The 12955-nt window shown below is 73.2% G+C and carries 15 protein-coding genes; 10 read left to right on the top strand and 5 right to left on the bottom strand.

Annotated elements, in window-relative coordinates; all coding sequences use genetic code 11:
* The first annotated feature begins 75 nt into the window (after nucleotides 1-75).
* On the top strand, nucleotides 76-2013 hold the full coding sequence (locus M8330_RS09205) for a bifunctional metallophosphatase/5'-nucleotidase (RefSeq protein WP_250827084.1): 1938 nt from the start codon (nucleotides 76-78) through the stop codon (nucleotides 2011-2013).
* Between the two features lie 87 nt (nucleotides 2014-2100).
* Here M8330_RS09205 and M8330_RS09200 read toward each other — a convergent pair whose 3' ends face one another.
* The 5 genes from M8330_RS09200 to M8330_RS09180 form a co-directional block, all read right to left on the bottom strand.
* Nucleotides 2101-3324, bottom strand: a complete 1224-nt coding sequence (locus M8330_RS09200; protein WP_284704493.1) for an MFS transporter — start codon at nucleotides 3322-3324, stop codon at nucleotides 2101-2103.
* 32 nt (nucleotides 3325-3356) lie between these two features.
* Nucleotides 3357-3875, bottom strand: coding sequence for a winged helix-turn-helix domain-containing protein (locus M8330_RS09195; protein ID WP_250827082.1), 519 nt, complete (start codon nucleotides 3873-3875; stop codon nucleotides 3357-3359).
* Nucleotides 3876-4026: 151 nt separating this feature from the next.
* Nucleotides 4027-4656, bottom strand: coding sequence for an enoyl-CoA hydratase/isomerase family protein (locus tag M8330_RS09190; RefSeq protein ID WP_250827081.1), 630 nt, complete (start codon nucleotides 4654-4656; stop codon nucleotides 4027-4029).
* On the bottom strand, nucleotides 4649-5224 hold the full coding sequence (locus M8330_RS09185) for an isochorismatase family protein (RefSeq protein ID WP_250054024.1): 576 nt from the start codon (nucleotides 5222-5224) through the stop codon (nucleotides 4649-4651). Before M8330_RS09185 ends, M8330_RS09190 begins: the two co-directional genes overlap by 8 nt.
* 47 nt (nucleotides 5225-5271) lie before the next feature.
* Entirely contained in the window at nucleotides 5272-6555 is a 1284-nt protein-coding gene (locus M8330_RS09180) for a nicotinate phosphoribosyltransferase (RefSeq protein WP_308196260.1), read from the bottom strand.
* Nucleotides 6556-6680: 125 nt separating this feature from the next.
* Between M8330_RS09180 and clpS the strand changes: the two genes are divergently transcribed.
* The 9 genes from clpS to M8330_RS09135 all read left to right on the top strand — a co-directional run bounded on the left by clpS (nucleotide 6681) and on the right by M8330_RS09135 (nucleotide 12875).
* Nucleotides 6681-6989: an ATP-dependent Clp protease adapter ClpS gene (gene clpS, locus M8330_RS09175; protein ID WP_372490194.1), complete on the top strand. Its 309-nt coding sequence runs from the start codon at nucleotides 6681-6683 to the stop codon at nucleotides 6987-6989.
* Between the two features lies 1 nt (nucleotide 6990).
* On the top strand, nucleotides 6991-7575 hold the full coding sequence (locus M8330_RS09170; protein ID WP_250054022.1) for a DUF2017 domain-containing protein: 585 nt from the start codon (nucleotides 6991-6993) through the stop codon (nucleotides 7573-7575).
* A 43-nt stretch (nucleotides 7576-7618) separates the two neighbouring features.
* Complete coding sequence (locus M8330_RS09165; RefSeq protein WP_250827080.1) at nucleotides 7619-8086, top strand: NUDIX hydrolase; 468 nt, start codon at nucleotides 7619-7621, stop codon at nucleotides 8084-8086.
* A 94-nt stretch (nucleotides 8087-8180) separates the two neighbouring features.
* The gene (locus M8330_RS09160) at nucleotides 8181-8615 is read left to right on the top strand and encodes a M67 family metallopeptidase (RefSeq protein ID WP_250054018.1); all 435 of its coding nucleotides are present in this window, start codon (nucleotides 8181-8183) and stop codon (nucleotides 8613-8615) included.
* 135 nt (nucleotides 8616-8750) lie between these two features.
* Nucleotides 8751-9038 carry a MoaD/ThiS family protein gene (locus tag M8330_RS09155; protein ID WP_250054016.1) on the top strand — a complete coding sequence of 96 codons (288 nt, stop codon included), beginning with the start codon at nucleotides 8751-8753 and terminating at the stop codon, nucleotides 9036-9038.
* Between the two features lie 82 nt (nucleotides 9039-9120).
* Nucleotides 9121-9714 carry an NYN domain-containing protein gene (locus M8330_RS09150; RefSeq protein WP_250054014.1) on the top strand — a complete coding sequence of 198 codons (594 nt, stop codon included), beginning with the start codon at nucleotides 9121-9123 and terminating at the stop codon, nucleotides 9712-9714.
* Between the two features lie 40 nt (nucleotides 9715-9754).
* Nucleotides 9755-10702, top strand: coding sequence for a PLP-dependent cysteine synthase family protein (locus tag M8330_RS09145; protein ID WP_250054012.1), 948 nt, complete (start codon nucleotides 9755-9757; stop codon nucleotides 10700-10702).
* A 62-nt stretch (nucleotides 10703-10764) separates the two neighbouring features.
* Nucleotides 10765-11853 (top strand): DUF3152 domain-containing protein, encoded by a 1089-nt coding sequence (locus M8330_RS09140; protein ID WP_250827079.1) that lies wholly within the window; start codon nucleotides 10765-10767, stop codon nucleotides 11851-11853.
* A 227-nt stretch (nucleotides 11854-12080) separates the two neighbouring features.
* Nucleotides 12081-12875 carry an MBL fold metallo-hydrolase gene (locus M8330_RS09135; RefSeq protein WP_250827078.1) on the top strand — a complete coding sequence of 265 codons (795 nt, stop codon included), beginning with the start codon at nucleotides 12081-12083 and terminating at the stop codon, nucleotides 12873-12875.
* Nucleotides 12876-12955: the final 80 nt, after the last annotated feature.

Raw genomic sequence — 12955 nt, 5'->3', positions numbered from 1 at the left:
CTCCGTTCGCCGCCGCTGTCGCCGGGCTGGGGTAGGAAGGACGACGCTGTCTCGTCCGTTCTCGGGAGGAACCCCATGACCCAGCGTGAAACCACCACGCCCGCCACCAACCCCACCTCTGCGTCCACCTCTGCGCCCACCTCGGCTGCCGCTCCCCGTGGCGCCTCGCGCCGCGGACTCCTCGGCGGCGCCGCCGCCGTGACCGCCGCCGGCGCGCTGGTCACCGGGCAGACCACCCCGGCCTCGGCCCTGCCGGGCACCTCCCGACGCGGCCCGAATCGGGCCCGCCTCACCGTGCTCGGCACCACCGATCTGCACGGCAACGTCTTCAACTGGAACTACTTCAAGGACGCGGAGTACGACGACTCCTCGCACCGCGACATCGGCCTGGCGAAGGTGCGCACGCTCGTGGAGCAGGTGCGCCACCTGCGCGACGGCGCGGGGGAGGGCTCCCTGACGATCGACGCCGGCGACACCATCCAGGGCACCCCGCTGGCCTACTACTACGCCCGGGTCGAGCCGATCGGCGGCGACGTGGTGCACCCGATGGCGACGGCGATGAACCTCGTCGGCTACGACGCCGCCGCGCTGGGCAACCACGAGTTCAACTACGGGATCGACACCCTGCGCACCTTTGAGTCGCAGCTGGACTTCCCGCTGCTGGGCGCCAACGCGGTGGACGCCGACACGGGCCTGCCCGCGTTCAAGCCGTACGTGATCCGCCGCGTCGACGTGGGTCGCGGGCGTAAGGTCAAGGTCGGCATCCTCGGCCTGACCAACCCCGGCATCGCGCTGTGGGACAAGGCCAACGTCGAGGGCCGGATGGAGTTCCCCGGGCTGGTGCCGACCGCCCGGAAGTGGGTGCGCGAGCTGCGCAAGGAGAAGAAGTGTGACGTCGTCATCGTCTCCGCGCACTCCGGCGCCGACACGTCCTCCTCCTACGGTGACACCCTGCCCGCGGTGGAGAACGCCGCGACGCTGGTCGCCCGCCGGGTCGGCGGGATCGACGCGATCCTGGTGGGCCACGCGCACCAGGAGATCGCCGAGCGCTTCGTCACCAACAAGCACACCGGCAAGAAGGTGCTGCTGACCGAGCCCCTGTACTGGGGCATGCGGCTCTCCGTCATCGACCTGGAGCTGCGCAAGACCAAGAACCGGCGCGGCCGCACCACCGGGTGGGAGGTCGTCGACGTCTCCTCGCGCCTGCTGGACTCCGCCGACGCCGTGGCGGACGAGGAGGTCCTCGCCGCGGTCCAGGCCAACCACGACACCGTGGTCGACTACGTGAACTCGGTGGTCGGCACCTCCAGCGAGGAGCTGCTCGCGGCGCGGGCCGTGGTCGAGGACGTCCCGATCATCGACTTCGTGAACTACGTCCAGGCCGACACGGTCGCGGCGGCGCTCGCCGAGGACGGCGTGGACCTGCCGGTGCTCTCCATCGCCGCGCCGTTCAGCCGGTCGGCGTCCTTCCCGGCCGGCGACGTGACCGTGCGCGACGTGGCCGGGCTCTACATCTACGACAACACGCTGCTGGCGGTGAAGGTGACCGGCGCCCAGGTCAAGGACTACCTGGAGTACTCGGCGCGGTACTTCCAGGAGGTCACGACCACGGGTCCCCTGCCGATGGACGACGTCACCAACGCCGTCACCGCCACCGCGCCCAACGGGACGCCGGACTACAACTACGACGCGGTCGCGGGCCTGCCCGGCTCCGAGCTGACCTACGACATCGACCTGGCGCAGCCGGTGGGGTCGCGGATCACGAACCTCGCCTACGCGGGCTCGCCGGTCGACGAGGCGGCCGAGTTCGCGCTGGCGGTGAACAACTACCGCCAGTCCGGTGGCGGCGGGTTCCCCCACGTCTCGACCGCCGAGGTCGTCTACAACCGCCAGGTGGAGATCCGCCAGCTGCTCATCGACTGGGTCTCCGCGAACGGCACCATCGACCCGGCCGCGTTCGCCTCCGTCGACTGGCGCCTCGTCACGGACGGGGAGCCCATCACCGTCGAGTGAGCGTCGTGGGGGGGGGGGGGGGGGGGGGGGGGCGGCGGCCCCCCCCCCCCCCCCCCCCCCCCCCCCCCCCCCCCGCCGGGTGCGGGCTCAGGCGGCGGTGGTCGCCGGGGTCGTCGGGGCCCGGCGCAGGTTGCGCACCGACGCCGAGCACAGGACGAGGCCGCAGATCGCGGCGTAGGCGATGCCGGCGGTCACCAGGACGCCGGAGAAGCCGAACGCGACAGCGAGCGGACCGAACACGACCTGCCCGATCGGCATGGCCACGAACGAGCCGAGCGCGTCGTAGGAGTAGGCGCGGCTGAGCATCTCGTCGGGCACGTGCTCCTGCATGGCGAGGTTCCAGCCCATGCCGAACAGCTCGGTGCCTGCCCCCGCCACGAAGGTGGCGACCATCAGCCAGCCCAGGTGCGGCTCCACCCCGAGGATGGCGATCGGCAGCCCGAGCGTCGCGATGCCGAGCATCCCGACCAGCAGCGGGCGCTCCAGCCGGACCCGCAGCAGCACCAGCGTCATCACCAGCAGGCCGACAGCCTCGGCCGAGAGCGCCAGGCCCCACCCCTCCTCGCCGATCGTCTCCTTGGCCCGGGCCGGCCCGAGCGTGAACCAGGCGCCGGCGTGGATGGCGTTGAGGAACCCGAACCCGACCACCACGACCCACAGCCAGGTGGTGGAGCGGACGTAGGTCCAGCCCTCGCGCAGCTCGGCGAAGGCCGACGCGCCGGCCTCGCGGGGCGGCGTCGCCGGCAGCCGGATCAACCCCAGCAGCAGGCCGCTGGCCAGCCAGGCGGCGGCGTCGACGGCGAGCGCCCAGCCGGAGCCCACGCCGACGACGAGGAGCGCCGCGATCGTGGGGCCGATGATCGTGACGCCCGAGCGGGCCAGGGAGACCAGGGCGTTGGCCTGCTGCAGCTGCTCGCGGGGGACGACGGTGGGCATGATCGAGGCCATCGCCGGGAACCCGATGCCCGAGACGATGCCGTGCACCAGGCTGAGCGCCACCAGCGACCACAGGTGCGCGGTGCCGGTGATCACCAGCGTCGCGATGAGGCCCTGCGTGATCGCCGAGGCGATGTTGGAGAACTGGAGCACGGTGACGCGGCCGAACCGGTCGGCGATCACGCCTCCCCACAGCAGCAGGAGCACCAGCGGCACGGTGTGGGCGGCCAGCACGTAACCGACGGCCGAGGGGTCGTCGTCGGTCACCTCGAGCACGGCGAACGCGAGGGCCACGGAGGCCATCGTGTTGCCGATCAGGTTCACCACGCGCGAGGCGTAGTAGTAGCGGAAGTTGCGCTCGCCGAGCGGTGCCAGCGAGGTGCCCCAGCGCGGGGACGGACGGGGGCTTACGGGGTCTCCTCGAGACGGAAGGCGATGGAGGTGGCGCTGACGGGCACGGTGCCCGGGGTGCGGGGCGGCCGGGTGGCGCCGTGCAGCAGTGCCGAGGCCTGGCGCAGCAGCCGCATGGCCTCGTCGAAGACCTCCGGCTCGACCCAGCCCTCGAGGTCGCTGCTCCAGATCCAGTCCCGACGCCGGTGGTACCGCCGCTCCAGCTCGCGGGTCGAGGCGTGCAGGTAGGCGATCTCGTCCTCGGTGCTGGGGCTCTCGTGGTGCTCCCGCTCGTCCACGTAGCGGTAGCGCTTCGCCACGCCGCCGCGGATCTTCTCCTCGCCGTCGACCACCACGTAGCCGGCCTCGGCCAGCGTGCGCAGGTGGTAGCTGGCGTTCGCGTGCGTGACCTCGAGCTCACGGGCCACCTCCGCGGCGCTCATCGCCGTCCCCGTCAGCAGCGACAGCATCCGCAGCCGCAGCGGGTGGGCGACGGCCCGCAGGCTCGAGGTCTCGTCCCCGTCCTCGTCCGTCATGAACCCTCCAAGAAGTCTTGGAGGGTAGTGGACACCTCGACCGTCGATACTGTCAAACGGTTGTTGGGGGGTACGACCCACCACATGCGTGGTTCCAACGGGGGTCGGACCACGAATGTGGTGGGTCGTACCCCGGCGGGGCCCGGAGCGGTCAGGCGGAGGGGGAGTGGCGGGCGAGCAGAGCCGCGGTGCGGTCCTCGCGGGCCAGGGCGTCCTCGAGGTCGGCGACCAGCGGGGCGTCCAGCGCCCGGCGGCTGCCGGTGAGCGTGAGCGGGTCGTGGGCGAGCAGCGAGTCCAGCACGGTGCCGACCCGTGCGGTGGCCGTGGAGCCCGACGGGACGAGGTGCGTGACCACGCCCCAGTCCGCCGCCGAGACGGCGGTGACCGGCTCGCCGAGCAGCAGCAGCCGGCGTGCGCGCAGCCGGCCGACGGCCGCGGGCAGGGTGAGGCTGATGCCGCCCCGGGCGGGGCCGCCCAGCTGCAGCGAGGTGGAGCGGTCGGCCACGACCGCGTCGCTGACCAGGGCCAGCGCGCACGCCGCCGTCCCGACCCGCTCGGCCAGGTGGGCCACCACGGGCACGTCACCGGCGAGCACCGCGCGCACGCAGCGGGCGAGGAGCGCCCGCCCGTCGACGTCGGTCGGCAGCTGCGAGGTCGCGTCCAGGTGCAGGACGACGGCCCGCACCCCCGGCTCGCGCGCACCCCGCTCCAGGGCCGCCGCGAGGTCGGCGTCGAGGCCCGGCCCCAGGTGCAGCACGCCGGGCCGGGTGGCCTCAGGCAACCGTCACCCCGGCGGCCTCCATCTCGGTGAGGGCGCGCGTGGTCGTCTCGGGGGCGACGCCGGCGCACAGCCCGGTGAGCACCCGCGTGCGGAAGCCGGCGGCGACGGCGTCGAGCGCGGTCGCCCGCACGCAGTGGTCGGTGGCCAGGCCGCAGATGTCGACGTCGGTGACGCCGCGACGCCGCAGCCAGGAGGCGAGGTCGTCGCCGGACTCGGCGGCGCCCTCGAAGCCGGAGTAGGCGGCCTCGTGCCGGCCCTTGAGGAACACCTGCTCGAAGGTCTCGGGGCGCAGCGCGGAGTGGAACTCCTCGCCCTGCGTGCCGACCTCGCAGTGCACCGGCCAGCTGTGCTCGAAGTCGGGGTGCGCCGACCAGTGGTCGCCCGGGTCGACGTGGTGGTCCTTGGTGGCCACGACGTGGCCCCAGGACGGGGCGCCGGGCACGCCGGCCCGCCACTCGGCCAGAGTTCCCTCGATCGCCGCCGCGACCGCCGAGCCGCCCTCGACCGCGAGCGAGCCGCCCTCGCAGAAGTCGTTCTGGACGTCGACGACGATCAGCGCGGAGGTCATGCCCAGCAGGCTAGCCGTCCCGGTGGGGGGTCACGTTGAGGGTCCGGTCACACGCGTTCGGTGACCAGTACGGGCTCCCCGCGCGAGAGCTTCTGCGCGTCGATCGGGAGCTCGGCGCGTGAGCGGGCGTGCCGCTCGCGGGCCGCGTCCAGAGGCTCCCGGCCGACGACCTCGCCGCCCAGCACCAGGGGCACCAGCAGGTCACGCTCGTGCTCGCCGAGCGGCGGGGCGTCCCCGGTGCCCACGACCTCGGCCACGGCCGTGCCGTCGGCGTCGTAGCGACGCCGCGCCCACTTGCGCCCGCCCACCATCGTCTTGCCGGTCGAGCGCTTGGCCACGGGCTGGAGCACGCCGTCGGCGTCCTCGCGGGCCACGAGCTTGTAGACCAGCGCGCACGTCGGGTGGCCCGAGCCCGTGACGAGCTGGGTGCCGACGCCGTACCCGTCCACGGGGGCGGCCGCGAGGGCGGCGATGGCGAACTCGTCGAGGTCGGAGGTGACGGTGATCCGGGTGCCGGTGGCGCCCAGCGCGTCCAGCTCGGCGCGCACGGCGGCGGCGGTGGCGCCCAGGTCGCCGGAGTCCAGGCGCACCGCGCCGAGGTCCGGGCCGGCGACCGCGACGGCCGTGCGCACGGCCTCGGCCACGTCGTAGGTGTCGACCAGCAGGGTCGTCCCCGCGCCCTGCGAGGCCACCTGCGCGCGGAAGGCGTCCTCCTCGGTGTCGTGCAGCAGCGTGAAGGCGTGGGCGGAGGTGCCGGCGGTGGGCACGCCGTGGCGCAGGCCCGCGGCGAGCACGGACGTGGAGGCGAACCCGGCCACGTAGGCGGCGCGGGCGGCGGCCACCGCCGCCTCCTCGTGCGTGCGCCGCGCGCCCATCTCGATGCACGGGCGACCGCCCGCGGCCATCGTCATCCGGGAGGCGGCCGCGGCGATGGCCGAGTCGTGGTTGTAGATCGAGAGCAGCAGCGTCTCGAGCACGACCGCGTCGGCGAAGGTGCCCTCCACGACCATCAGCGGGGAGCCGGCGGTGTAGACCTCGCCCTCCGCGTAGCCGTGCACGTCGCCGGAGAACCGCCAGCCGGCCAGGTGCTCCAGCGTGGGCCCGTCCAGCAGGGGCTCGAGGAACGCGAGCGTCGCAGGGTCGAAGGTGAAGTCCTCCAGCGCGTCCAGCACGCGGCCGGTCCCGGCCACGACGCCGTAGCGGCGCCCCTCGGGCAGTCGGCGGCCGAACAGCTCGAAGACGCAGCGGCGCGACGCGGTGCCCGCGGCGAGGGCCGCCTGCACCATCGAGAGCTCGTACTGGTCGGTCAGCAGCGCGGTCGAGCGGGTCACGATCCCGACTCTAGGCACCACCGGCGCCGCCGTCGTCCCACCCCCGACGGGTGTCGAGGAGGAGACCTCGCCCACGCCCGGGGTGCCCACCCGGGCGGCGGGGGCCGCTGTGACAGCATGGACGGGTGCCCGCTGCGAGCCCCGTCGAGGTCGACCCGACCGCTGCCTCCTCCACCGAGGGGGAGCCGGTCGTCACCCCGGCCAAGCCGTGGGTGACGATCGTCTGGAACGACCCCGTCAACCTCATGTCGTACGTGACCTACGTGTTCCAGCACTACTTCGGCTACTCCAAGAAGAAGGCGGAGAAGCTGATGATGGAGGTGCACGAGGACGGGCGCTCGGTGGTCTCCGCCGGCAGCCGCGAGGAGATGGAGCGCGACGTGCAGGCGATGCACGAGTACGGACTGTGGGCCACGATGCAGAAGGACGACTGACGTGGGCGCGTTCCACCGCGACCGGCGCAGCAAGCACCTGGTCGCCACCTTCACCGGCTTCGAGGCCGACCTGCTGCGCTCGCTGGCCTCCCAGCTCGTCGAGCTGCTGCACCACGAGGCGGCCGTGCCCGACGACCGCGACCCGCTCGAGGCGCTCCTCGACTTCGGCGGCCCCACCTCGGCGCCGGAGGACCCGGTGCTGGCGCGGCTGTTCCCGACGGCCTACACCGACGACGAGGAAGCGGCCTCCGACTTCCGCCGGTTCACCGAGAACACCCTGCGCGACGGCAAGGCCCGTGCGGCGTCCGCGATCATCGACGGCCTCGAGGAGGGCGGCCTGCCCGACGAGCTCGAGGAGGACGACGCGCTCGTGATCGACGTCGAGCTGGCCGAGCCCGACGCGCAGCTGTGGCTGCGCTCCTTCACCGACCTGCGCCTGGCCCTGGCCGTCCGCCTCGGGGTCGAGGACGACGACGAGGAGTACTGGGCCTCGCTCCCGGACGACGACCCGCGGGCTCGTGCCCACGACGTCTACGACTGGGTCGGTGGGCTCCAGGAGACCCTGGTCCACGCGCTGACGCACTGACCCCGGCCGTCCTGCCGGACCACCCATCCCCGCGAGGAGCCCCATGCCCATCCCGCCGTTCGTCGCCGAGCTCCGCGCCATGGTGGGCACCCACCGGCTGTGGCTGCCCGCCGTCACCGCCGTGGTGGTCCACGACGAGCAGGTGCTGCTCACGCTGCGTGCCGACAACGGCCGCTGGGCGCCGATCACCGGCATCGTCGACCCGGGGGAGGAGCCCGCCGTCGCCGCGCGCCGGGAAGCGCTGGAGGAGGCCTCCGTCGAGGTCACCGTCGACCGGCTCGCCTCGGTCTCGGTCAGCGACGAGGTGCGCCACGGCAACGGGGACCTCGGCATCTACCTCGACCTGACCTTCGCCTGCACCTGGGTCGGCGGCGAGGCCGCGGTCGGCGACGACGAGAACACCGAGGTCCGCTGGTGGCCGCTGGACGGTCTCCCCGACATGGCCGGGGAGATGCACCGCCGGATCGCGGACGTCGTGGCGGGCGAGAGCGTCACGCGCTTCGTGCGCTGAGCACGACAGGCACACCCGGACGCCGTGACGGGTGGGGCGTCCGGCACCCGGTCGGATGCGGGGTGGCGCCCTCTTCGCCCCTACGCTGGCAGGCGTGCTGACCATCGACCAGGCCACGTACGACGCGATCGTCGCCCACGCCAAGCGGGACCACCCCGACGAGTGCTGCGGCATCGTCGCCGGGCCCGAGGGGTCCGACCGCCCGGAGCGCCACGTCGAGATGGTCAACGCTGCCGGCAGCCCCACGTTCTACGAGTTCGACTCCACCGAGCTGCTCGACCTCTACAAGCAGATGTGGGCCAACGACGAGGAGCCGGTGGTGATCTACCACTCGCACACCGCCACCGAGGCCTACCCCAGCCGCACCGACATCGGGCTGGCGAACGAGCCCGGCGCCCACTACGTCCTGGTCTCCACGAGGGAGCACGGGAATAACGAGGGCCCCGTGGACTTTCGTTCCTACCGGATCGTCGACGGCGAGGTGACCGAGGAAGAGGTCACCGTCGTCGCCGCCCTCCCGCCGGCCTGAGCCGGCCGCCGTCGGCCCGGCCCCCTGGACCGGACCGGCACCGGCCTCGCCCCGCGAGCGCCGACCAGAACCCCGTCCGCACCACCCGGTGCGGGCCGCACCACCGACACTGCAGTCCCGAGCAAGGAGCACCCCGTGGCCATCGAGGTCCGCATCCCGACCATCCTGCGCACCTACACCGGCGGCGAGAAGGCCGTCACCGGTGAGGGCGCCAGCCTGAGCGCGCTCATCGACGACCTCGAGGCCAAGTACACCGGCATCAAGGACCGTCTCGTCGAGGAGAAGGGCGGCGAGATCGTCCTGCGCCGCTTCGTCAACGTCTACGTCAACGACGAGGACGTCCGCTTCCTCGGCTCCCTCGAGGCCCCGCTCTCCGACGGCGACGCCGTCGTCGTGCTGCCCGCCGTCGCGGGTGGCTGCTGACGCCTGACACTGCCCTAGGGTCGCCCTAGGGTCAGCACAGCAGCACCCCAGCAGCGGAACGACAGCGAGGACGGCGCCCATCGTGGAGATCCCCCAGTACGAGCGACGCACCGTCGTCCTGGTCGACGGCGAGAACATCGACGCGACCCTGGGCAACTCCCTGCTCGGGCGCCGTCCCACGCCGGAGGAGCGGCCCCGTTGGGAGCGGGTGATCAACTACGCCGAGAAGCTGTGGAACCAGCCCGTCGTCGGGCTGTTCTTCCTCAACGCCTCGGGCGGTCACCTCCCCACGCCGTTCATCCAGGCGCTGCTGGCGATCGGCTACCGGCCGGTGCCGCTGTCCGGGCGTCCCGACCAGAAGGTCGTGGACATCGGTATCCAGCGGACGCTGGAGGAGCTCACGGCGCGCGCCTTCGACGGCGACGACGAGGGCCCCGTCACCGACGTGCTGCTCGTCAGCCACGACGGCGACTTCGCCCCCCAGATGGAGGGGCTCCTCGGCACCGGCGCCAAGATGGGCCTGGTCGCGCTGCGGGAGTTCACCTCCAGCCAGCTCACGGCCCTCGGCCTCCAGGTCCACGACCTCGAGGACGACGTGAAGGCGTTCCTCTCCCCGCTGCCGCGGGTCCGGGTCATCGACCTCGACGACTTCGACCCCGCCGCGTTCCTGCGCTGACGCGCACCCCCCACCCACGAAGGCACCTGAAGAGACACCCATGCGGTACGACAACCTGCTCGCGTCCGTCGGCAACACCCCGCTCGTGGGTCTGCCGCGCCTGTCGCCGAGCCCGGACGTCCGTCTCTGGGCCAAGCTCGAGGACCAGAACCCGACCGGCTCCATCAAGGACCGGCCGGCGCTGCGGATGATCGAGGAGGCCGAGAAGGACGGGCTGCTGCGCCCCGGCTGCACGATCCTCGAGCCCACCTCGGGCAACACCGGCATCTCCCTGGCCATGGCCGCCAAGCTCAAGGGCTACCGGATGGTCTGCGTGATGCCGGAGAACACCTCCGAGGAGCGTCGCCTCCTGCTGCGCATGTGGGGCGCCGAGATCATCTCCTCGCCCGCGGCCGGCGGCTCCAACGAGGCCGTGCGCGTGGCCAAGCGGGTCGCCGAGGAGCACCCCGACTGGGTGATGCTCTACCAGTACGGCAACCCGGCCAACGCGCTCGCCCACGAGGAGAGCACCGGCCCCGAGCTGCTCGCCGACCTGCCCTCCATCACCCACTTCGTGGGCGGCCTGGGCACCACCGGCACGCTCATGGGCATCAGCCGGTTCTTCCGTCGCGCCAAGCCCGAGGTCAAGGTCGTCGCGGCCGAGCCCCGCTACGGCGAGCTCGTCTACGGCCTGCGCAACATGGACGAGGGCTTCGTCCCCGAGCTCTACGACCCCGAGATGATCGACTCCCGCTTCTCCGTGGGCCCGCGAGACGCGGTCCGCCGGGTGCGCGAGCTGATCGACAACGAGGGCATCTTCGCGGGCATCTCCACCGGCGCGATCCTGCACGCCGCCATGGGACAGGCCGCCAAGGCTGTCAAGGCGGGGGAGAAGGCTGACATAGCCTTCGTCGTGTGCGACGCCGGCTGGAAGTACCTGTCCACGGGAGCCTACGAGGGCACGATCGACGAGGCGGAGGACCGTCTCGAGGGTCAGCTCTGGGCCTGAGCCCCCTGCGCGACCCGTCGTGGGGCCCGCTGCGGGTCCCGGTCCTCGCCTGCCTGCTCCTGGTGGGCGGTCTGCTGCTCGCGCCCCCGGCCTCGGCGGCCGAGGGTGACGTGCTCACCGCGACCGAGCGGCCCACGGTCAGTGGGGAGCCGCGGTTCCGCGAGCCGCTGGTCGCGAGCCGCGGCGGCTGGGGGCGCTCCCCGTCCGAGGTGAGCGTCGCCTACCAGTGGCTGCGGGCCGGCGAGGAGATCCCGGGGGCCACCGGCAAGCGGTACCGGCCCTCGCTCGAGGACCTGGGCAACCGCCTCTCCGTGGTCGTGACGGCCACGGCCACGGACGGGGCGAGCGGCACCGCCACGTCCCGTCGGACCACGCGCGTGCGGCGCGCCGAGAACCGTGCCACCCGCGCGCCCCGCGTCGCCGGCACCACCCGCTACGGCCGCGTGCTGCGGGCCGGGCAGGGACGCTGGGAGCACCGCCCCGCCCGGGTGCGGATCACCTGGTACCGCGCCGGCGGGGTGGAGGTCGGCTCCGGGCGCCGCTACCGCCTCCAGCCCGCGGACGTGGGCGCGACGCTGTTCGTGGTCGCCCGCGCCACCGGGCGCGGCCTCGTGCCGGCCACCAAGCGCAGCGAGCGGACCCCGCGCGTGCGGCACCGGGTCGGGGTCTCGCGGTCGGTGACCTACCACGTGGAGACCCGCGGGGACGTCTCGGCGAGCGTGCGCCGCTTCAAGCGCCTGGCCCAGCAGACCTACGACGACGCCCGTGGCTGGCGCTCGGCCGGCGTCCGCTTCACCCGCGTGCGCTCGGGCGGCGACTTCACCCTGGTGCTCGCCGAGGCCTCCACCCTCACCGACTTCTCGAGCGAGTGCTCCACGCAGTGGTCGTGCCGCGTCGGCCGCTACGTGGTGATCAACCAGACCCGGTGGCGGCACGCGTCCCCGGCCTGGAACGAGGCGGACGGCTCGCTGCGCGACTACCGGCACATGGTCGTCAACCACGAGACCGGGCACTGGCTCGGCCAGGGCCACAGCACCTGCCCGGGGTCGGGTCAGCCGGCGCCGGTGATGATGCAGCAGTCCAAGGACCTCGGCGGCTGCACCTTCAACCCGTGGCCCGTCGCGGGAGAGATCTCCCGGGTGGCCGGCTAGCAGGTGTGCACGGTGCGTACCGGTGGTGAGATCCGTGCCACGCGCGGCCCCGCGGTGAGCGTGCCGGGACGCAGCCCGCGACCGGGTGGTGGAGCCCGGTCGTGCACACCGTCGTCACCTGCGCTTAACCTCTCTCCTGTGTGTCCTGTGACGACCCCGGCGGGCAACGGTGCCCCCCGCGGCCACCGCGTCGAGCGCGGTGCCCGTCCCTGCGGCGAGGTGTCGGCATGAGCGCCCGGCCCACGCTCCGCGTCCTCGGCTGCTCGGGCTCCTACCCGGGGCCGGAGTCGCCCGCCTCGTCCTACGTGCTCGAGGCGCCCTTCGACGACGGCACCGGTGAGCGCACCTGGCGCGTCGTCGTCGACCTCGGCAGCGGCGCGCTGAGCAACCTCCAGCGCTGGAGCGACCCGCTCGGCGTCGACGCGGTGCTCATCAGCCACCTGCACGCCGACCACTGCCTCGACCTGTGCGGCTACTACGTGATGCGCAAGTACCACCCCACCGGGCAGCAGCCGATGATCCCCGTCTGGGGCCCCGAGGACACCGCCGGCCGCATGGCGCGGGCCTACGACCTGCCCGAGGAGCCGGGCATGAGCGAGGAGTTCGACTTCCTCGACTGGGCCGACGCACCCGCCGAGGGCGTCCGGGTCGGCCCGTTCACGGTGCACACCCGCGCCGTCGACCACCCCGTGCTGGCCTACGGCATGCGCATCGAGGTGGACGGGGCGGTGCTGGCCTACACCGGCGACACCGGGCCCTGCCCGCAGTTGACCGAGCTCGCGCGTGACGCGGACGTGCTGCTGGCCGAGGCGTCGTTCCGCGAGGGCGACGTCAACCCGCCGAACCTGCACCTGACCGCCGCCGAGTGCGGCACCCTGGCCACCGAGGCGGGGGTGCAGCACCTGGTGCTCACCCACATCCCGCCGTGGTACGAGAAGGCCCCGCAGGTGGACGAGGCACGCAGCACGTTCGGCGGTGGGCGGATCTCGCTCGCCGAGCCGGGGATGCTCGTCGAGCTCTGACCCGCGGCTGGTGGCGCGCGGCCCTGGTGCCGGGGCCCTGGTCCCTGGCGTCGGGGGTGCTGGCACCACTCCTGCGCGAC

The sequence above is a fragment of the Nocardioides bruguierae genome (assembly GCF_023656415.1).
GTDB lineage: Bacteria > Actinomycetota > Actinomycetes > Propionibacteriales > Nocardioidaceae > Nocardioides > Nocardioides bruguierae.
The sequence above is the reverse complement of the archived record's forward strand: the minus strand, read 5'-3'. Positions and strand labels throughout refer to the sequence as shown.

Bases quoted from the DNA above. Each gene is read 5' to 3' on its own strand.
- M8330_RS09205 (WP_250827084.1), top strand. From the start codon at position 76: ATGACCCAGCGTGAAACCACCACGCCCGCCACCAACCCCACCTCTGCG.
- M8330_RS09195 (WP_250827082.1), bottom strand. From the start codon at position 3,875: ATGACGGACGAGGACGGGGACGAGACCTCGAGCCTGCGGGCCGTCGCC.
- M8330_RS09185 (WP_250054024.1), bottom strand. From the start codon at position 5,224: ATGACCTCCGCGCTGATCGTCGTCGACGTCCAGAACGACTTCTGCGAG.
- M8330_RS09165 (WP_250827080.1), top strand. From the start codon at position 7,619: ATGCCCATCCCGCCGTTCGTCGCCGAGCTCCGCGCCATGGTGGGCACC.
- M8330_RS09145 (WP_250054012.1), top strand. From the start codon at position 9,755: ATGCGGTACGACAACCTGCTCGCGTCCGTCGGCAACACCCCGCTCGTG.
- M8330_RS09135 (WP_250827078.1), top strand. From the start codon at position 12,081: ATGAGCGCCCGGCCCACGCTCCGCGTCCTCGGCTGCTCGGGCTCCTAC.